Source organism: Streptomyces sp. NBC_00464 (assembly GCF_036013915.1).
Classification (GTDB): domain Bacteria; phylum Actinomycetota; class Actinomycetes; order Streptomycetales; family Streptomycetaceae; genus Streptomyces.
Map to the genome: position 1 here is coordinate 8234145 of NZ_CP107899.1, position 22396 is coordinate 8256540.

Annotated in this window: 2 protein-coding genes; both read left to right on the plus strand. The window is 72.5% G+C overall.

All coding sequences use genetic code 11. The annotated features are described in order from the left end of the window. Positions 1-157: 157 nt before the first annotated feature. The gene (locus OG912_RS36845; RefSeq protein ID WP_327713143.1) at positions 158-14716 is read left to right on the plus strand and encodes a non-ribosomal peptide synthetase; all 14559 of its coding nucleotides are present in this window, start codon (positions 158-160) and stop codon (positions 14714-14716) included. Then, entirely contained in the window at positions 14713-22326 is a 7614-nt protein-coding gene (locus OG912_RS36850) for a non-ribosomal peptide synthetase (RefSeq protein WP_327713144.1), read from the plus strand. Before OG912_RS36845 ends, OG912_RS36850 begins: the two co-directional genes overlap by 4 nt. The last annotated feature ends 70 nt before the right edge of the window (positions 22327-22396 follow it).

The window sequence follows — 22396 nt, forward strand, 5'->3', positions numbered from 1 at the left end:
TCGGCAAGGATCCCGGCGCTGCCTGATGCTCCGGGTGCCGTGATGTACCTCTGCGATTTCACCGGCCCGTTGTCGGTGATGGATGCAGCACCGGCATGCCCGGCTTCGGCCTGCCTTCTTTCGTCCCCAAAAACTCTCCCCAAAGGTGTGACTCGGCATGCGCGAAAACGGCTCCCTCCCCCCGCACACGGTTCCCGAAGAACCCTTTGGGATGACAACGGCTCAACAGGGCGTCTGGTACGGACAACTGGTCGACCCGGACAGCCCGAAATACAACATCGGGGAGTGCTTCGAGATTCGGGGAGACCTCGACGAGTCGTTGTTCGCCGCAGCGCTGGACCGGGCTGTAGCGCTGTGCGACAGCCTCAACGTGGAGTTCGTCGTCAGCGACGAGACCGTCCGTCAGCGTGTCGTCCGTCGCTCCCCGGCCGGAATCAGCCGGCTCCGCGTGCTCGACCTGTCCGAGGCCGAGGATCCCGCCGGGGAGGCCGAGCGCTACCTGGCCGACGACATGGCCGCCGCCCACGGGCTCGACGCCCCGCACCACCACTTCGCCTTGCTGCGTCTCGGCCACCGACTGCACTACTGGTACGTGCGCTTCCATCACATAGTCGTCGATGGCCTCGGCGGTGCCGTCTTCGCCCGCACCGTGGCCGACCTCTACGGGCGTGCGCTGCGAGGCGAGGACCTCGCCGAAGCCGAGCTGCCTGCAGCACCCCTGCGCGATCTCATCGCCGACGAGACGGCCTACCGGGGCTCGGACCGGTACGAGGCCGACCGTGCCTACTGGACGGGCCGGTTCGCGGACCTGGTCACCGACCGCAGTACGGACCCGGCCGGTGCCGGGGGCGAACCGGACGCTCAAGGGGGCCGGGCGCTCATCCGCCGACGCAACGACGCCCCGCCACCTGCGGTCCTCGACGGGCCGGACACCCGGCTGCACACCGGCGAATCACTGCCTGTCGCCGTCCTCGACAGCCTGCGCCGACTGGCCTCCGCCCACCGCACCACCTGGAGCGCCGTCCTCGTCAGCGCGGTCGCCGCGTACGTCGGCCGGGTCACCGGAATGCAGGAGGTCACCGTGGGCCTCGCCTCCAACGGCCGGCACGGCGGGCTCCGGCACATCGTCGGCATGACCGCCAACATCCTGCCGCTACGCCTGACCGTCGCCTCCGACATGACAGTCGGCACCCTCGTCCGGGCCGTCGCCGCCGAGATGCGCGGCGCCCTGCGCCACCGCCGCTTCTCCCGTGAACAACTCGCCCGCGAACTGAACATGGCCGACGGCGCGGCCCGCCTCACCGGTGTCGTCGTCAACATCATGGGCTACGACTACGACCTCGACTTCGCCGGCAGCCCAGGTGCCTCCCGCGTGCTGTCCATCGGGCCGGTCGACGACCTGTCGCTGTTCGTCTCCGAACGGGCAGAGGGCAAAGGGCCGTTGATCGGGTTCGACGCCAACCCGGAGCTGTACCGCCCCGAGGACGTGCGGCTGCACCAGCAGGCTGTCGTCTCCTTCCTGACGGCTCTGGCCGACGCGGACGCCGACACCTTCCTGCGCGACCTGCCGTTCCTCGACGAGACCACCGCCGAGGTCCTGCACGCGCAGGGGCGCGGGACCGCCCTGCCCGTGGAAGCCGTGGCCGCGAGCCTGCCGGAGGCGTTCGGTGCACAGGCACACCGGACGCCGGACGCTCCGGCGGTGGTGGACGGCACCGTCACACTCTCGTACCGGGAGCTGGCGCAGACGGCGAGGAGTCTGGCGAGTGCTCTGACAGGCTGGGGCGTGGGTGCCGAAGACGGCGTCGGCGTCCTCGTGGGCCGTTCGGCGGCCGTGGTGTCCGCCACGCTCGGCGCAGTCGGCGCGGGAGCGGCGTACGTACCGATGGACCCTGCCTGGCCGGCCGAACGGCTCGCCCGCGTGGCCGAGGCCGCCGACGTCCGTGCCCTGGTGGTCGACGAGGCCACTGCCGGGACACCCTGGGTGCAGGAGATGGCCACCGACCTGCCGATGATCGTCGTCGACGCCCTCGGCGGTGTCTTACGCGGCGCTCCGCCACGACCGGGCGCGGTGCCGTGCCTGACCCGCGGTGAACGGCTGGCCTACGTGATGTTCACCTCCGGCTCCACCGGCCTGCCCAAGGGCGTCGGCGTCACCCATGCCGATGTCCTCGCGCTGGCGGCCGACAACACCTGGAAGGACGGCGTGTGCGACGCGGTGCTGCTGCACTCCGCGTACGTCTTCGATGCCTCCACGTTCGAGATCTGGGTGCCCCTGCTGAACGGCGGCCGCGTGGTCGTCGCGCCCAGTGGTGTCGTGGAGGCACGGGTGCTCCATGACATGGTGCACCGGCAGGGAGTCACCGCGCTCTTTCTGACGACGGCGCTGTTCAACGTGGTGGCCGAGGCGGATCCGACGGCGTTCGCCGGGCTGCGCATGGTTGCCGCGGGCGGTGAGGCCGCGACCCCGGACCTGATGCAGCGGGTGGCCGCCGCCGCGCCCTCGACGCTCGTCCTGCATGTGTACGGCCCCACGGAGACCACGACCTTCACCGCCCGCCACGCGGTCGCTGCCGGCACCACGGGTGCGCCGCCCATCGGCCGGGCCCTCGACGGGATGAGTCTGTACGTGCTGGACGACTCGCTCGGCATGGTGCCGCCCGGCGTCGTGGGGGAGCTGTACGTGAGCGGGCACGGCGTCGCCCGCGGCTACCAGGGGAGTCCCGCGCCGACCGCCACCCGGTTCGTCGCCGACCCGTACGGCACACACGGTGGCCGCATGTACCGGACCGGCGACCTCGTGCGCTGGACCGCCGGCGGCGACATCGAGTACGTCGGGCGCGCGGACGGGCAGATCAAACTCCGCGGGTTCCGCATCGAACCGGCCGAAACCGAGAGCGTCCTGCTCACCGACCCGGATGTGCACGGCGCCTGCGTCGTCGTCCGCGAGGACACACCCGGCGACCGCCGACTCGTGGCCTATGTCGTGCCCGCCCCCGGCGCCCGGCCGGACGGTTCAGCCCTGGCCCGCCGTGTCGGGCGCGCCCTGCCCGCGTACATGGTGCCCTCCGCGTTCGTATCCCTTGACGCGCTGCCCCTCAACGCCAACGGCAAGGTCGATCGCCCGGCCCTGCCCGCCCCTCGCGCCGTCGCCACCACGGGCCGCGCACCGCGTACCGCGTACGAGGAGGTCCTGGCCGGCCTGTTCGCCGACGTCCTGGGCGTGACCGCGGTCGGAATCGACGACAACTTCTTCTCCCTGGGCGGCCACTCGCTTCTCGCCACCCGCCTCACGGGACGGGTGCGGACCGCCCTGGGCACCGAACTCGGCCTGGGCACGCTCTTCGAACACCCCACGGTCGCCTCCCTGGCCGCGGTCCTGGACTCCACCGCAGCGGCCCGGCCCGCTCTCGCTCCGCAGCCACGGCCCGACACGGTCCCTCTGTCCTACGCGCAGCAGCGCCTCTGGTTCCTCAACCGGGCGGAGGGCCCCGGCGACACCTACAACATTCCGCTCGTCCTCGAACTAGACGGCCCTCTGGACACGGACGCCCTGCGCCGTGCCCTTGCCGACGTGGTCGTGCGTCACGAAAGCCTGCGTACCGTCTTCGCCGAACATGACGGCGTCGCCCGTCAGGAAGTCCTTGACGCGGACGCTGCCGCAACGCTCGTCCCTCTCGTCGTCGAGCGCTCCCCGGCCGAGGAGACGGCCGACGCCTGGGCCGACGAAACGCTGCGCCGCCTGACCATCAGGCCCTTCGACCTCGCGGCCGACACCGCAGTCCGCGCCCATCTGCTCCGCCTCGGCCCGGCCCGCCACGTCCTGGTGCTCGTTCTCCACCATGTAGTCGCCGACGGCTGGTCCCTCGCCCCGCTCAGCCGTGACCTGGGCACCGCCTATCGCGCCAGGAGCGAGGGCACGGGCACGCCCGACTGGGCCCCGCTGCGCGTGCAGTACGCCGACTACGCCCTCTGGCAGCGCAGGCTGCTCGGCGGCGACGACGACCCGGGCAGCCTGGCCTCCTCCCAGCTCTCCTTCTGGAAGGGTGCGCTGCAGGGCGCCCCCGACCTGCTGGACCTGCCTCTCGACCGGCCCCGTCCGGTCGTACCCAGCCATCGGGGGGCCGCCGTGCCCTTCGAGTTGCCCGCCCCCACGCACGCCACGCTCATCCGGCTCGCCCGTACTGCCGGCTGCACACCCTTCATGGTGCTCCAAGCGGCTCTCGCCGTGACGCTCCAGGCGCACGGCGCGGGCTCCGACATCCCGCTGGGCACCGCGGTGGCCGGACGCACCGAGGAGGCCCTCGACGACCTGGTCGGGTTCTTCGTCAACACCGTCGTCCTGCGTGCCGACCTGTCCGGGGACCCGACGTTCCGCGAACTGCTCGACCGGGTCAAGGAATTCGACATCGCCGCCCTCAGCCACGGTGACCTGCCCTTCGAGCGGATAGTGGAGGCCCTCAATCCTGAGCGGTCCGGCGACCACCACCCCCTCTTCCAGACCATGCTGGTCCTGCAGAACCAGGAGCGGGTGGCCCTCGATCTGCCGGGCGTCACCGTCCGCGACAGGTCCCGGCACCGCGGGGGCAGCAAGTTCGACCTGACGTTCTCGCTCACCGAAGTCACCGAAACCGCCCAAGCCACCGAAGGCACCCGAGCCACCGTGGTCAGCGAAGTCACCGAATCCGCAGACAGGCCGGTCGGGAGACCCGCCGAGGCTTCCGGAACAGGCAGACCCAGCGACCCCGAAGGGTGCGCCGCCGAGGACCCCCGGCACGGCGCCGGAGGCATCGGCGGCTACCTGGAGTACGCCACCGACCTCTTCGAGGCAGCCACCGCCCGCGCGCTGTGCGCCCGGTTCGCCCGCGTCCTCACCCTCGCCGTGACCGACCCCGACCTGGCCATCAGCGACCTGGACCCGCTGGCCCCGGGGGAGCGGGACCGTCTCCTGGCCCAGGGGCGCGGCGCGAAGCAGGCGCCGCCCACCCGAACCGCCCCCGAGGCCGTCCGGGAGCAGGCCGTGCGTACGCCACATGCCGTCGCCGTGCGCGACGCGCACACGCGCCTGACCTACGCCGAACTCGACGCCCGCGCCGACGCCCTCGCCACCGTCCTGCGTGAGCGCGGCGCGGGCCGCGAGAACAGGGTGGCCATCGCCGCACCGCCGTCCGTGGACACCGTCGTCGCCATGCTGGCCGTGCTGCGGGCCGGCGCCGCCTATCTGCCCGTCGACCCGCAGTATCCGCCCGCCCGCATCAGTCACATGCTCGACGATGCCCGCCCCGTCCTGCTGCTCACCACCAGCGACGTCCACGCGGGTCTGCCCGCCTGCGACATTCCGTGGCTCGCCCTCGACGGCCAGGCGGCCGGGCCCACGCACCCCACCGGGCCACTCCCGGACCCACCCGGTCCGGCGGATCCCGCGTACGTCATCTACACCTCGGGCTCCACCGGCCGCCCCAAGGGGGTGGTCGTGTCGCACGCCGCCCTGGCGGGTCACATGGCCTGGCTGGCACGGCACCTGTCGATCACTTCGGACGACCGGGTCCTCGCACGCACGTCCTCCAGCTTTGACGCCTCCGTGTGGGAGTTGTGGCTCCCACTGATGAACGGCGCCGAAGTCTGTGTGCTGCCGGACGGCGCCAACACGGAACCCCGCACCCTGGTCTCCTGGATGAGCCGGTTCGGTGTCACCGTCGCCCAGTTCGTGCCGTCCCATCTGACGCTCGTTCTCTCGGAGGCGGCACACGCCGCACCACTGCCCGGCCTGCGCGCCGTGCTGTGCGGCGGCGAGCCGCTGCCGCGCACCCTCGCCGGCGACGTCGACGAGCTGTGGCGGGCCGAGGTGCACAACCTCTACGGGCCGACCGAGGCGACCATCGACGCGACCGCCCACCGTGTGGCCGGCCACACGAACAGCGGGCAGGCGGAAGGCGCGCCGTACGAGACCGTGCCCATCGGCCGCCCCGTCGACACCATGCGCGCCTACGTCCTCGACAGCCGGCTGCGTCCGGTACCACCCGGTGTCACCGGTGAGTTGTACCTGTCGGGTCCCAACCTGGCCCGCGGATATCTGGACCGCCCGGGCCTGACCGCCGCACGGTTCGTCGCCGACCCGTTCGACGGCACGGGCGCACGGATGTACCGCACGGGCGACCTCGTGCGCTGGAACCGCCACGGTCTGCTCGACTACGTCGCACGCGCCGACGACCAGGTCAAACTCCGGGGATTCCGGATCGAGTTGGGCGAGGTCGAGGCCGCGCTCCTGGCATGCCCCGGCGTCACGGCCGCCTGCGCCGTGATCCGTGAGGACAGGGCCGGCGAGCGCCGCCTCGTCGCCTATGCCGTCACCGGTGACCCGCCCCTGCGCCCCGTCACCCTGCGCGATGCCCTCGCCGAGACCCTGCCCCACTACACGGTGCCCGGAGCCGTCGTCATCCTGGACGACCTTCCGCTCCTGCCGAACGGCAAGGTGGACCGGCGGGCCCTGCCGGAGCCGTCAGCGGGATCCGACCCCACCGGCGGAGCGGGACTGCACACCCTCCAGGAGGGCCTGCTCGCCGGAATCTTCGCCGACGTCCTGCAACGGCCCCTCGTGAACCCGCACGACAGCTTCTTCGACCTCGGCGGGCACTCGCTCCTCGCCATGCGGGTCGTGAGCCGCGTCCGGACCGTCCTGGGCGCCGAGATCGCCGTCCGCACCCTCTTCGAGCACCCGACCGTCGCGGGCCTGGCCCGCGTCCTCGACCTGCAGGGCCGCGCCCACCCGCCGGTGGTGCCCGTCGCGCAGCGGCCCGATCCGCTGCCGCTCTCCTACGCCCAGCAACGCCTGTGGTTCCTGAACCGGCTCGAAGGCCCCAGCTCCGCCTACAACATCCCGCTCGTCCTCGAACTCGACGGCGCCCTGGACACGGACGCCCTGCGCACCGCCCTGCGCGACGTCATGGAGCGTCACGAGGCGCTGCGCACCGTGTTTCCCGAACGGGACGGCATACCGCATCAGTTGGTTCTTCCGGCCGACGCGGTGACACCCCGACTCCCCGTCGTGAGCACGGCGCCCGCAGACCTGGAGGCGGCTGTTCTGGCCGCCGTGCGCGAGCCGTTCGACGTCGTCACGGACCCGCCACTGCGGGCCCTGCTGCTGCGCTCCGCGCCCGGCCGTCACGTCCTGGTGCTCGTCCTGCACCACATCGCGGGCGACGGCTGGTCCCTCGCCCCGCTCACCCGTCACCTCGGACACGCCTACGCGGCGCGTCTCACGGGCCGCGAGCCCGAACCCGCGGCCGGCACCCCGCTCCAGTACGCCGACTACACCCTCTGGCAGCATGCCGCCCTGGGTGACGGCATCGCACCGCAGAGCGTCCTGCACCGGCAGCTCGACCACTGGCACACCGCCCTCGCGGGCCTTCCCGGACTGATCGACCTGCCACTGGACCGGCCGCGTCCGGCCACCACCGACCCGAGGGGGGCCGTCCACACCTTCGACGTACCGCCTCCTCTGTACGCCCAACTCCTGCGCCTGGCCCATGAGTCCGGCAGCAGCCTGTTCATGGTGCTCCAGGCGGCGGTGGCCGCGCTGCTGCACCGCCACGGTGCGGGCGACGACATCCCGCTCGGCTCACCCGTCGCCGGCCGCACGGACGAGGCCCTGGAGGATCTGGTCGGCTTCTTCGTCAACACGCTCGTCCTGCGCACGGACCTGTCAGGCAACCCGAGCTTCCTCGAACTGCTCCAGAGGGTCCGGGAGTTCGACCTCGCCGCCTACGCGAACCAGGACGTGCCCTTCGAGCGTCTCGTCGAGAGCATCAACCCCGTCCGGGCGCACAACCACCATCCGCTGTTCCAGACCATGCTGGTCCTCCAGAACCAGGAGACCGCCCGTCCCGACCTGCCCGGCCTCACGGTCGTGGACCGGCTCGTCCACAACGGCCTGAGCAAGTTCGACCTCACCTTCGCCTTCGACGAGGAGCACGGCGAGGCAGGCCTCACCGCCGGAATCGAGTACGCCACCGCCCTCTTCGACCGCTCCACCGTCGCCGCACTCGCGGACCGTCTGGTCCGGCTCCTGGAGCGGGTGGCCGCCGAGCCGGCGCTGCCCGTCGCGAGCCACGGCCTCATGACGCGGAGCGAGCACGCCCGTGTCACCCACTGGGGAACCGGCCGCGCGCTGCCCGCCTCCGGCACCACCCTGCCCGCTCTCTTCGCGGCTCAGGCGCACCGCACACCGGACGCGGTGGCCGTGGCCGGCGACGGCACTGCCCTCACGTACGCCGAACTCGACCGGATCTCCGCCGACCTCGCCCGCGCTCTGGCGGGCCTCGGCATCACCCCGGAGGCGGGGATCGGCGTGCTGCTCACCCGGTCGCCTGCCGTGGTGTCGGTGTCGCTCGGCGCGGTCCGTGCGGCCGGCGCCTACGTCCCGTTGGACGCGCGCTGGCCCGGGGAGCGGCTCGACCAGGCCGCCGGCGTGGCGGCCGTGCGCGTCCTCGTCGTCGACGAGGACGCCGTCACCTCCCCGTGGGTGGCCGCAATGGCCCAACAGATACCGGTCGTCGTCGTGGACCGGCTCGGCCGGATCCTGCGGGGCGCACCGGAGCAGCCGGGCAGCCCCGCTGCCGTGCCGGGTCCTGAGGCCCTCGCCTACGTGATGTTCACCTCCGGCTCGACCGGTCTGCCCAAGGGCGTCGGGGTCACGCACGCCGACGTGGTGGCGCTGACGGCCGACTCGGCCTGGCAGGGCGGCGCCGCCGACGCGGTACTCATGCACTCGGCGTACGTCTTCGACGCCTCCACCTTCGAGATCTGGGCCCCGCTGCTGCGCGGCGGCAGGGTCGTGATCGCACCGGAGGGCGTCCTGGAAGCCGCTGTCCTGTGCGATGCCATCCACGAGCACGGCGTGACCGCCGTCTTCCTGACGACGGCCCTGTTCAACGTGATCGCGGAGACCGATCCGGGCGCCTTCGCCGGCCTCCGGCTGGTCTGCGCGGGGGGTGAACTGGCCTCCCCGGACGCGATGCAACGAGTGGCCGGCACAGTGCCGGGTGTGCGCGTCCTCCATGTGTACGGACCCACCGAGACGACGACCTTCGCCACTCGCTACGACGTGGCGGCCTACCTGCCGTCGGGCCCGCCGCCCATCGGACGGACCCTGGACGGCATGCGCGGTTACGTCCTCGACGCCTCGCTGGGCGCGGTCCCGCCGGGCGTGGTGGGCGAGCTGTACCTTGCCGGCCGCGGCGTGGCGCGCGGATACACCGGCCTTCCCGGCCTGACGGCCGCACGCTTCGTGGCCGACCCGTTCGACGCGGAGGGCGGGCGCATGTACCGCACCGGAGACCTCGTCCGGTGGACCGGTGACGGGCAGATCGCCTACGTCGGCCGCGCGGACAGTCAGGTGAAGCTGCGCGGATACCGGATCGAACTCGGCGAGATCGAGGGTGTGCTGGCCTGCTGCGACGGCGTCGCCGACTCCTTCACCGTAGTCCGCGAGGATGCGCCCGGTGACCGGCGGCTCGTGGCGTACGTGGTGCCCGCCACCGGGGCACGTCCCGAATCCGCCGATCTCGCCCGGGCCGTCGGCCGCTCCCTGCCCGCCTACATGGTGCCCTCCGCGTTCGTCCTGATCGAGGCGCTTCCCCTCACCCTCAACGGCAAGGTGGACCAGCGGGCCCTGCCGGTGCCGGTGCACGATGCTCCGGTCCGCGGGCGCGCCGCCCGCACCGTGCGCGAGGAGATCCTCTGCGCGCTGTTCGCCGACGTGCTCGGCCTCGACGCGGCGGGCGCGGACGACGACTTCTTCGCCCTGGGCGGCCACTCCCTGCTCGCCACCCGGCTTGCCGCACGCATCCGCACCGCGCTCGCCGTGGAGGTCCAGGTCAGGGCTGTCTTCGAGCACCCCACTCCCGGTGCCCTCGCCGCCGCTCTGCACGGCGCCGAAGAAGCCAGGGCCACGCTGGAGCGCGCCGTGCGGCGGCCCGATCCGCTGCCGCTGTCCTTCGCCCAGCAGCGCCTGTGGTTCCTCAACCGGCTCGAAGGGCCCTCCGCCACGTACAACGTGCCGATGGTGCTCCGCCTGGACGGCCCGCTCGACGCGGACGCCCTCCAGAGCGCCCTCGCGGATGTCGTCGAACGCCACGAGAGCCTGCGCACCGTCTTCCCCGAGACCGACGGCGTGGCGCGCCAACTGGTCCTCGACGCCAGTGGCGCCGACCTCGACCTGACACCCCGGGACACCGCCGCCGAACACCTCGACGACGCCCTGACCGCCGAGGTGGCACACACCTTCGACGTGAGCGCCGAACTGCCCGTACGGGCCCGGCTGCTGAGGCTCGGCGCCGAGACCCACGTTCTCGTGCTGCTCGTCCACCACATCGCGGGCGACGGCTGGTCCCTCGCCCCGCTCGCCCGCGACCTCGGCGACGCCTACCGGGCCCGCGCCGAGGGCGAGGAGCCTTCCTGGACGGAACTCGGCGTCCAGTACGCCGACTACACCCTGTGGCAGCGCGCCCTGCTCGGGGCCGAGGACGACCCCGCCAGCCAGGCCGCCCGCCAACTGGACTTCTGGCGCACCGCACTCGCCGACGCCCCCGACGTGCTGGCCCTGCCGTACGACCGGCCGCGCCCCGCCGTCACCACCTACCGCGGCGACGCGTTCGCCTTTCCCGTCGACGCGGACACCCACCGGGCCCTCGCGGATCTCGCCCGAGCCCGCGGATGCAGCCTCTTCATGGTGCTCCAGGCCGCACTGTCGGTGCTCCTGTCCCGGCACGGTGCCGGTCAGGACATCCCGCTCGGCACGGCCGTCGCCGGACGCACCGACGAAGCTCTCGACGACCTGGTCGGCTTCTTCGTCAACACCCTTGTCCTGCGCACCGACCTGACCGGAGACCCCACCTTCGCCGAAGTGATCGACCGGGTGCGAGAGTTCGACCTGGCTGCCTACGCACACCAGGACGTGCCGTTCGAGCGGCTGGTGGATGCCCTCAGCCCGGAAAGGGCGCAGAACCACCACCCGCTGTTCCAGACCATGCTCGTCCTCCAGAACCAGGCGGACACCGCCGTCGGCCTCCGCGGTCTCACGGTGACGCAACAGCCCGTGCACACCGGGATCAGCAAGTTCGACCTGACCTTCACCTTCACCGAGACACACGACGGCGCAGGCCGGCCCGCCGGCCTCGACGGAATCCTGGAGTTCTCCACCGAACTATTCGCCCACGCCACCGCGCACACCCTGGCCGAGCGCCTCACCCGCCTGCTCGCCTCGCTCGCCGCCGACCCCGGCCGGCGTGTCCACTCGGCCGTCGTTCTGGACGCGGCGGAGCAGGCAGGCCTGGAGCGGGCCTCACACGGTCCGGTCCGGCCCTCGACGGTGCGCACGGCGCCCGCGGCATTCCGTGCACAGTCCGCCAGAACTCCCGGGGCGATCGCTGTACGGGATGGCTCGCAACGGCTCACCTTCGATGAACTGGACGAACTCTCCGACGACTTGTCGCACCACCTGCACGACCGGGGCATCGGACGCGGTGATCTCGTCGCCCTCGCCCTGGAAGGCACCGCCGACCAGGTCGTGGCGATGCTGGCGGTGGTCAAGGCGGGGGCCGCCTACCTGCCGGTCGACCTCGAATACCCCGAGGCCCGGATCACCTACATGCTCGACGACGCCCGCCCGGCGCTGCTCCTCACCCACGGCACCACCCGAGCCGCCCGGTACGTCCCGTCCGTGCCCTGCCTCGCCCTCGACGACCGGGCTTCCTGGTCCACCGGGCGCGCGGCACCGTCCGCCACCGCGCCGGACCCGCTCGACGCCGCGTACGTCATCTACACCTCGGGCTCCACCGGCCGGCCCAAGGGCGTCGTCGTCACCCACGCGTCCCTCGTCAACCACATGGCGTGGATGGCCGGCCACCTCGGCCTCACCGACGAGGACCGGGTCCTGGCGCGTACCTCGCCGAGCTTCGACGCCTCGGTCTGGGAGACCTGGCTGCCGCTGCTGCACGGAGGCTCCACCTGCCCCGTACCGCCCGCGCTCAACCACGAACCGGCCGGACTGCTGGCCCGCATACGCGAAACGGGCGCGACCCTGGTGCAGTTCGTGCCCTCGCACCTCTCGCTCGTCCTCACCGAGACCGGTCCCGACCAGGCGCCGACGACCCTGAGGACCGTCCTGTGCGGCGGTGAGTCCCTGACCCGGTCCCTGGCAGCGCGTGCGAGGCACGCCTGGCAGGTCGAGGTGCACAACCTGTACGGACCCACCGAGACGACGATCGACGCCACCGCCCACCACTGGGGCGCGGGGTCGGACACCGCCGCGGTGGAGGGGAGCGTGCCGCTCGGCCGCCCCGTCGACAACACCCGCGCCTACGTCCTGGACGCCGGTCTGCGCCCGGTGCCGCCTGGTGTCACCGGCGAGCTCCATATCGCGGGCGACGGCCTCGCGCGCGGCTACCTCGGGCGCCCCGGTCTGACCGCCGCGCGATTCGTCGCCGATCCGTACGGGCCCGCCGGGAGCCGCATGTACCGCACGGGCGACCTCGTCCGACGGGGCGCAGACGGCCTCCTCACCTACGTCTCCCGCGCCGACGACCAGGTCAAGCTGCACGGCTTCCGTATCGAACTCGGCGAGATCGAAGCCGCGCTCACCGCGCTCGACGGCATCACCGCCGCCTGCGCCCTGGTCCGCGAGGACCGGCCGGGCGAGCGGCGCCTGGTTGCCTACACCGTTGCCGACAGGCGCGGCGGCTCCGCGAGCCCGACCGACACCGAACTGCGCACCCGGCTGGCATCGGCCCTGCCGCCGTACATGGTGCCTGCCGTCCTCGTCGCCCTCGACGCGCTGCCCCTCCTGCCCAACGGCAAGACCGATCGCCGAGCCCTGCCCGCCCCGGAACGCCCTGCCGCCACCAGGCCGGGCGGGCAGCCGCGCACCGCCCAGGAACGCGTCCTGTGCGACGTGTTCACCTCCGTCCTGCACAGTCCCTCCGTCCGCACGGACGACGACTTCTTCGCGCTCGGCGGCGACAGCATCCTCTCCATCCAGCTCGTCAGCCGCGTCCGCGAGGCCGGGCTCGGCATCACCCCTCGCGACGTGTTCGTCCACCGCACCCCCGAGGCCCTCGCGGCCGTCGCCACCGCACTCGGCCAGGACACCGCCGAACCGGCCGAACAGGGCACCGGTGAGATGCCGCCGACGCCCATCGCCGCCTGGCTCCTGGAGAGGCCCGGCAGCACGGACGGCTACAACCAGTCCGGGGTGCTGCGCACGCCCGCGGGCGCCGAGGAGGACACGCTCGTCGCCGTACTCCAACTGCTCATCGACCACCACGACATGCTCCGTCTGCGCGTCAGCCGCCCGGCCGGAGGCGAACCGGTCCTCGAAGCCCTGCCACCCGGCGCCGTGCAGGCCCGCCACCGCTTCACCCGGGTCGACATCACCGGCCTCGACGCGGCAGCCGCCCGCGCCGCCGTCACCGAGGCCGGCGAGCAAGTGCGCAACCGCCTGCGGCCCGCGAACGGGGAAGTGATCGAGGCCGTCTGGGGCGATGCCGGACCGCACGACCGAGGGCGCCTGCTGCTCGTCGTGCACCACCTCGCCGTCGACGCGGTCTCCTGGCGCATCCTCGCAGCCGACCTGGCCCGCACGTGGCAGACGGTCACGGAAGCCGGGGACAGGGGCGAGCCCTCCACCGCGGCCACGGCGCTGCCCGCCGTCACCACGCCCTACAGGGCCTGGGCGCACCTTCTCGCGTCCCAGGCGCGCAGCGCCGCCCGGGAAGCCGAACTCCCGCTGTGGCAGAACGCGCTGAGCACACCGGACCCACAGCTGGGATATCGGCCGCTCGACCCCCACCTGGACACCGCCGACGGGACCCGCACTCTGGTCACGCACCTGCCCGCCACCTGGGCGAAGTCCCTTCTCACCACAGCCCCCGGCGCCTTCCACGCCGGAGTCGACGACATCCTGCTCACCGGGCTCGCCCTCGCCGTCTGCTCCTGGCGGGCGGAACGGGCCGCCCGCCTCGGCGGGCCCCGGCCGGACGGCACCACCGTCCTTCTCGACCTGGAGGGTCACGGCCGCGAGCAGATCGCCGATCACCTCGACCTGTCCCGTACGGTCGGCTGGTTCACCAGCCTCTACCCGGTCCGGCTCGATCCCGGGCCCGTCGACGCCCGCGACCCCGGACGCTTCGACGCCGCTCTTGTCGAACGCGCCGTCAAGCGCGTCAAGGAACAGCTGCGGACCGTGCCCGACCACGGTGTCGGCTACGGGATGCTGCGCCACCTCAACCCGGCGACGCGCTCCCGGCTGACCACTGCGGCCGACCCCCAGATCGGCTTCAACTACCTCGGACGGTACGCCGCTTCGCAGGAACCGGCGGACAACGCCGAAGGCGCCGACTGGGACGTCCTGCTCGACGGCGGCGGGCCACGAAGCCAGGACCCGGACATGCCCGTGCACCACGTCATCGACATCAACGCGCACACCGAGGACCTGCCCGACGGCCCGCGACTGGTGACCCGCTGGACCTGGCCCAGCGACCTCCTCAAGGAGGAGGACGTGGGCGCCCTGGCCGAGATGTTCGTCCGCGCGCTGCGCGCCATCGCGGAACACGCACAACGACCCGATGCGGGCGGCTACACGCCGTCCGACCTTCCCCTGGTCTCGCTCGACCAGGCACAGATCGACCGACTGCAGAACAAGTGGGGTGGCCGCAAGTGACCGGGTTCCGACTCGAAGACGTACTTCCCCTGACGCCGCTCCAGGCCGGCATGCACTTCCACAGCCTGTACGACTCCCACGCCGTGGACGTCTACACCTCCCAGTTCGTCTTCGAACTCGAAGGCCCCGTCGGTGTTCCCGCACTGCGTGCCGCCATCGGCACCCTGCTGCGCCGGCACGCCAACCTGAGGGTCGGATTCCTCCACGAGGACCTGGACGAGCCCGTACAGGCTGTCGCTGCCGAGGTTCCCGTCCCGCTGACGGAACTGGACCTGACCGCGGCGGACGGCACCGGCACGACGGAGGAACGTCTCACCGCCTTCCTCGCCGCCGACCGCACCCGCCGCTTCGACCTGACCACTCCACCGCTCATGCGTTTCACGCTGCTGCGCACCGCGCCCCAGTACCACCGCCTCGTCATGACAAGCCATCACATCCTCTTCGACGGCTGGTCGATGCCCCTCCTCGTACGGGAACTGTTCGAGCTGTACGCCTCGGAGGGCGACGACCGCGCCCTGTCGCGCGTCACCCCCTATCGCACCTACCTCCACTGGCTGGCGCAGCAGGACCGCACAGCCGCTCTGGAGGCCTGGTCCACCGCCCTGGCCGGAATCGAGGCCCCGACCCTGCTCGCAGGTCCCCGCAGCGCGGGTGCGCCCGACTCCGCCGAACTGCCCGAAACGCTCGTCCTCGACCTGGACGCGGCCACGACGCACCGGCTCCGCGAGACGGCCCGCGCTCACCGGCTCACCCTCAACACCCTGGTCCAGGGCGCCTGGGGCCTTGTGCTCGGCCACCTCACCGGACGCCACGACATCGTGTTCGGTGCCACCGTGTCCGGTCGCCCGCCGGAGATTCCCGGCATCGAGTCGATGGTCGGCCTGTTCATCAACACCGTGCCGGTACGGCTGCGCACCGCACCCGGCGAGACCCTGGCCGCACTCCTGACCCGGCTTCAGGAGGAACAGGGCCGCCTCCTCGGCAGCCAGCACCTGGGACTGACCGAGATACGGGACGTCACCGGCCTGGACGAACTCTTCGACACCCTGACCGTGTTCGAGAACTACCCCATGGACGACGAAGCCCTGCGCACCGCGCAACAGGGACTGCCCGGCCTGGCCGTCACCGGATTCAGCGGCACGGACGCGGCCCACTACCCCCTCGCCCTCACCATCGCACCGGGTGACGCTCTGAGGATCACCTTCGGATTCCGGGCAGCCGTCCTGGACCGCGAAGAGGTGGCCCGCACAGTCGCCCGTACGCGACGTCTGCTGACGGTGATGGCGCAGGGGCTCGACCGCCGCGCCGACGCCGTTCCCCTCCTGCTGGACGGAGAGCGCGAGATGCTGCTGTCCCACGGGACCGGCGCTCGGCTGCGCTGCGAAGCAGGGGAGCCGAGCATCCCGTACGCCGTGGCCGAGCGTGCGGCCCGGCACCCGGACGCGGTGGCCGTGTCCGGTGTGGGCGAGCAACTGACCTACCGGCAGCTCCATGTCATCTCGGACGATCTGGCCGGTGCCCTGACCGGGCTCGGGACCGGATTCGAGGACGGCGTCGGCATCCTCGTGGCCCGCTCGGCCGCCACGATCACCTCCTCCCTGGGCGTCCTGAGCGCCGGTGCCACCTACGTGCCGCTCGACCCGCGCTGGCCCACCGAGCGGCTCAACCGTGTGGCCGAGGTGGCTGCCCTGCGCGTCCTCATCGTCGACGAGCGCGCCCGCACACACCCCTGGGTACGTCAACTCGGCACGGACATAACCGTGCTGACCGTCGACGCCGCGGGCCGCGTCCGCCACGGAGGCCCTGACACCCCCGGAGCCCTCCCGACCGTCATGGGCGGCACCCGGCTCGCGTACACGATGTTCACCTCCGGCTCCACCGGACTGCCCAAGGGCGTCGGCGTCACCCACGCGGACGTGACAGCCCTCGCGGCCGACCGGAACTGGGACGACGGCGCGGCCGACGCCGTCCTGATGCACTCGGCGTACGTCTTCGACGCCTCCACCTTCGAGATCTGGGCCCCCCTCCTCAACGGCGGCCGCGTCGTCGTGGCGCCCGAGGGAACGCTCCAGCCCGCCGTGCTCCGGGACCTCGTCGCCCGGCACGGCGTGACGGCGGCCTTCCTGACGACCGCCCTGTTCAACGTGCTGGCCGAAACCGACCCGGACGCCCTAGGCCTGCTCCGTCTGGTCGCCACCGGAGGCGAAGCCGCCGCGCCCGGCGTCCTGCAACGCCTTGCCACCGCACACCCGGACGCTGTCGTCCTCCACGTCTACGGGCCCACCGAGACCACCACCTTCGCCACCGCCCACCGTGTGCACCCCGACGACGCTCCCGGCGGCGCGGCCCCGATCGGCCGGCCGCTCGACGGCATGCGCGCCTACGTCCTGGACGCGGCGATGCGGCCCGTGCCGCTGGGCGCCGAAGGGGAGTTGTACGTCGCGGGCGCCGGCGTCGCCCGCGGATACCTGGGGCGGCCCGGTCTCACCGCCACCCGGTTCGTCGCCGACCCGTTCGCCGGCACCGGGGCACGCATGTACCGCACCGGCGACCTGGTGCGCCGGGGCATGGACGGCGCCCTGCACTACCTGTCACGGGCGGACCAGCAGATCAAACTGCGCGGCCACCGCATCGAACCCGCCGAGATCGAGACGGTGCTCCGCGCCGACCCGTCCGTGGGCACCGCCTGCGTGCTGGTCCGCGAGGACCTGCCCGGCGACCGGACCCTCACCGCCTATGTCGTACCCGCACCCGGACACACCCCGGAACCCGGGCCGCTCGCCGCGCACGTCGCACTCCACCTGCCCGCGTACATGGTGCCGGCCGTCATCCAGCCGGTCGACGCGCTGCCACTGACCCCGAACGGCAAGCTCGACCGGGCCGCCCTGCCCGCACCCGCCACCCCGTCCGGCGTGCAGGGCCGGATGCCGCGCAGCGCCCTTGAGGAGATCCTGGCCGGGCTGTTCGCCGACGTGCTCGGCGTGCCACGCGTCGGCGTCGACGACAGCTTCTTCGCCCTGGGTGGCCATTCCCTGCTGGCCACCCGGCTCGTGGGCCGCGTGCGCACCGCCCTGGACACCGAGACCGAGATCCGCACCCTCTTCGAGAACCCCACCGTCGCCGCACTCGCCACCGCCCTGGAGGACGAGAACCGCCCTGCCCGCCCCGCCCTCGTCCCGCAGGAGCGCCCTGCCACGATCCCACTGTCGTACGCCCAGCAGCGCCTGTGGTTCCTCCACCGGCTCGAAGGCCCCTCCGCCACGTACAACATCCCCCTCGCCGTCCGCATCGACGGACCACTCGACACAGACGCCCTGCACCGGGCCCTGGGCGACGTCGTCCGCCGGCACGCAGCCCTGCGCACCGTCTTCCCCGAGCACGACCGCGGACCGCACCAGCACATCACCGCCCCGGACGACGTCCGCCTCCCGTTCGCGCGGGAAGCCGTCGACGAGGACAAGGCCGCCGACCGGATCAGAGCCGCCATGGCCGAACCGATCGACATCGAGCACCGCCTCCCGCTCAGAGCGACCCTGCTGAGCCTGGCCGACGACGCCCACGTCCTGGTGCTCGTGATCCATCACATCGCCGCCGACGGTTCGTCCCTGGCGCCCCTCGCCCATGACCTGCGCGCCGCCTACCGAGCCAGGGCCGGCGCGGAGGACCCCGCGCTGACGGCACTGCCCGTCGACTACGCCGACCACACGCTCTGGCAGCGTGGCCTGCTCGGTGACGAGCACGACCCCGACAGCGTCGTCTCACATCAACTCGCCTACTGGAAAGACGCGTTGCGCGGACTCCCGGAAATCGTCGAGCTGCCGTGGGACCGGTCCCGCCCAGCCGTGCCCCGGCACACGGGGGCCACCTACGACTTCGCTGTCGGCCAATCCACCTCGCGGCAGCTCGCGAACCTCGCCCGCACCAGCGGATGCAGCCTCTTCATGGTGCTCCAGGCCGCACTGTCGACCGTACTGTCCCGGCACGGCGCCGGCGACGACATCCCGCTCGGTACGGCCGTCGCAGGGCGCACCGACGAGGCGGCATCCGACCTCGTGGGCTTCTTCGTGAACACGCTCGTGTTGCGCACGGACCTGACGGGCGACCCGACGTTCCGCGAACTGCTGAAGCGAGTCCGCGAGTTCGACCTGTCCGCTTACGCGCATCAGGATGTTCCCTTCGAGCGTCTCGTGGAACTGCTCAATCCCGCCCGCTCGCAGAGCCACCATCCGCTCTTCCAGACCATGCTCATCCTCCAGAACCACTCCACTGCCGCGGCCATCGACCTGCCCGGCCTCAAGGTCAGCGGCGTGCCGGTCGACGCCGGGGTCAGCAAGTTCGACCTGTCGTTCACCTTCACCGAGACGTACGACGACAACGGCGCACCCAGCGGTCTGCGGGGCGCCGTCGACTACGCCACGGAACTCTTCGACGCGACAACGGTCCACGCCCTCGCCGACCGGCTTGTCCTGCTGCTCGGCGCCGTCGGCGCAGACCCGGACCGCGCGTTGCACACGTACGACGTGCTCACACCCGCCGAGCACACCCGCCTCGCCACCTGGGGAACCGGGCCCGTAGAGGAACTGCCCGGGGCGACGCTTCCCGAGCTGTTCCAACAGTGGGTACGGCGCACGCCCGGGGCCCCGGCGGTCCGAGACGCGGACACCACCCTCACCTACGACGAACTCGACACCCGCGCCGGCGCCCTCGCCGACCACCTCACCGCACAGGGCATCGGCCCCGAAGACCGGGTGGCCGTCGCCCTGCCCCGCACGCACCGACTCGTCGTGGCCCTGCTCGCCGTCCTCAGGACCGGGGCGGCCTATGTGCCCCTCGATCCCGACTACCCGGCCCAGCGCCTGTCCTACATGCTCGAGGACGCCCGGCCACGTCTGCTGCTCACCACCCCCGCCATCCACCGCCGCCTCCCCGCGTCCTCCGTGCCGCACCTCTACGCCGACGACCTCGGGAACAGCTCCACGGCGGGCACGGACCCCACTGCCCGCACCGCTCCCGCTCCGTCCCCGGCACACCCGGCGTACGTCATCTACACATCCGGTTCGACCGGCCGCCCGAAGGGCGTCGTGGTCACCCATCGGGGCGTCGGCGCCATGGCCAGGACCCAGAGCGAGCGGCTACGCGTCACCCCGGGCAGCCGCGTGCTGCACATGGCGTCCGTCAGCTTCGACGCCGCGTTCTGGGAACTGTGCATGGGCCTGCTCTCCGGGGCCTGCCTGGAGATCGACGAACGCGACGCCTTGCTGCCCGGCCCCACCCTCGCCGCCCTCGTCCGCGAGCGGGGCGTCACCCACCTCACCCTGCCGCCTGCCGCACTCGCGGTGATGCCGCCCGGCTCGCTGCCCGCCGGCACCACCATGGTTCTCGCCGGCGAAGCGTGCCCGCCGGCCCTGGTGCACGCCTGGGCCCGGGACCGGTTCCTCTCCAACGCCTACGGCCCGACGGAGACCACCGTCTGCGCCACCATGAGCGCCTTCCAGCACGCGGACGGTCCGCTGGCCCCCGACCGCGCGGTGTCCATCGGTACGCCCGTCAACGGCACCCGCATCCATGTCCTGGACGACCGGCTGGAACCCGTGCCGCCCGGCGTGGCCGGTGAACTGTACGTGTCCGGTGACGGAGTGGCCCGCGGGTACCACGACCGGCCCGCTCTGACCGCCACCCGATTCGTGGCCGACCCGTTCGACCGCGCGGGCGGCCGCATGTACCGCACCGGCGACCTGGTGCGCTGGACGACGGACGGGGAACTCCTCTACGTCTCCCGAGTCGACGACCAGGTCAAACTCCGCGGGTTCCGCATCGAACTCGGTGAGATCGAGGCGGCGCTCACCGCCCTGCCCGGCGTGGCCGCGGCCTGTGCCGCCGTCCGCGAGGACCGCCCCGGTGACCGGCGCCTGGTCGTGTACACCGTGCCCGCGGACGGTGCGCCGGGACCGGACGAGGCCGAGGTGCGCGCGCACCTGGCCGCGACCCTGCCCGACCACATGATCCCCGCCGCCCACGTCAGTCTCGCGGCTCTGCCCGTCACCCCCAACGGCAAGACGGACCGCCGCGCTCTGCCCGCGCCCCACCACGCAGCACCGGCGGGAGGCCGCAAGCCCGGCACCGCACGCGAACGCGCCCTGTGCGAGGTGTTCGCGGAGACGCTCGGTGTGCCCGAAGTGGGCGTCACGGATGACTTCTTCACCCTGGGTGGCCACTCACTGCTGGCAGTGACCCTGGCCCGGCGCATCGGGGAACGGTGCGGCCGGCGTCCCTCCCTGCGGGCCTTGTTCGCGGCGCCCACCGTCGAAGGCGTCGCCCGGTTGCTGGGGAGCGAGGCGGGGGAGGAGCACCAGGAGGAGGCGGCCACTTCGGAGCTCGCCGCCGAGGTCCGGCTGGCATCGGACATCTTCAGTACGGGGCATGAAGCCACGGCCCCCGCTCGCAGAACTCTGCGCCCCTCCGCCCGCCCTCTTCTGACCGGCGCCTCCGGCTTCCTCGGCGCCTTTCTCCTGCGCGACCTCATCGAGACGACCGGCGGCCCCGTCGACTGCCTCGTGCGAGCCGAGGACGACCACCGCGCGGCGCACCGGCTGCGGGCCAACCTGGAGCGCTACGGCCTGTGGCGCCGCCGGTACGCCGACCTGATCCGCCCCGTCCCCGGCGACCTCGCCGCCCCGGGCCTCGGGCTCTCACCCGCCGACCGTACCGCGCTGGTCCGCCGCCTCGGCCCGGTCCTGCACAACGGCGCACGCGTGAACTTCGCCGCCGCCTACGGTGATCTGCGCGCCCCCAACGTGGCCGGCACCGAGGAGCTGCTGCGTCTGCTCGCCGACTCGGACTCACCTGGCATGCACTACATCTCGACCACCGGCGTGTACGCACCGGCCCCCGGTCCCCGCCCCGTAACGATCACGGAGTCGACCCCGACGGGCCCGTCGCCCGCCTTGCCGGACGGGTACGCGCAGAGCAAGTGGGTCGCCGAGCAACTCATCGGCCTGGCCCGTGAACGCGGCCTGCCGGTGACCGTCCACCGGCCCGGCCGTATCAGCGGCGACACCGCCACCGGCGCCTGCCAGGACCGCGACCTGTTGTGGCAGCTCATCAAGGGCTGCCTCCAGGCGGGCGCGGTCCCGGACCTGCCGTACGGGTCGACCGACTGGGTTCCCGTGGACTACGTCAGTGCCGCGGTCGTGGCCCTCTCCGTATCCGGCCGGACCGGTGCGGAGACGTACCACCTCACCAACCCCGATGCGCCGGGCCTGGACCGGGTCTTCGCAGCGGCCGCCCGCCTCGGGCACGACCTGCGAACCGTTCCCGCGACGCAGTGGCAGGCCCGTGTGGCGGCGCAACCCGACAACGCGGCCCAGCTGTTCCTCGGTGATGAGGGACAGACCCGGCACGAGACGACGGACCGGCGCCGCTTCGACTCCCGGCGGACAGCCGACGCTGCAGCGGCCGTGGGCGTCCGTCAGCCACCGTTGACCGACGAGGTCCTGAACCGCTATCTGACGTACTTCCACGGATCGGGCTTCCTGCCAGCTCCGGGCGTGCCGGCCACGTCGTGGCCTGCGGAACCCCACCTTCTCGGTTACCGGAAGGATCTGACATGACCTCGGACCACGACATGCTGTGGCGTCGCCGCGTGTACGCGGGCCGCGTACTGAGGCTGTCAGTCGCCTC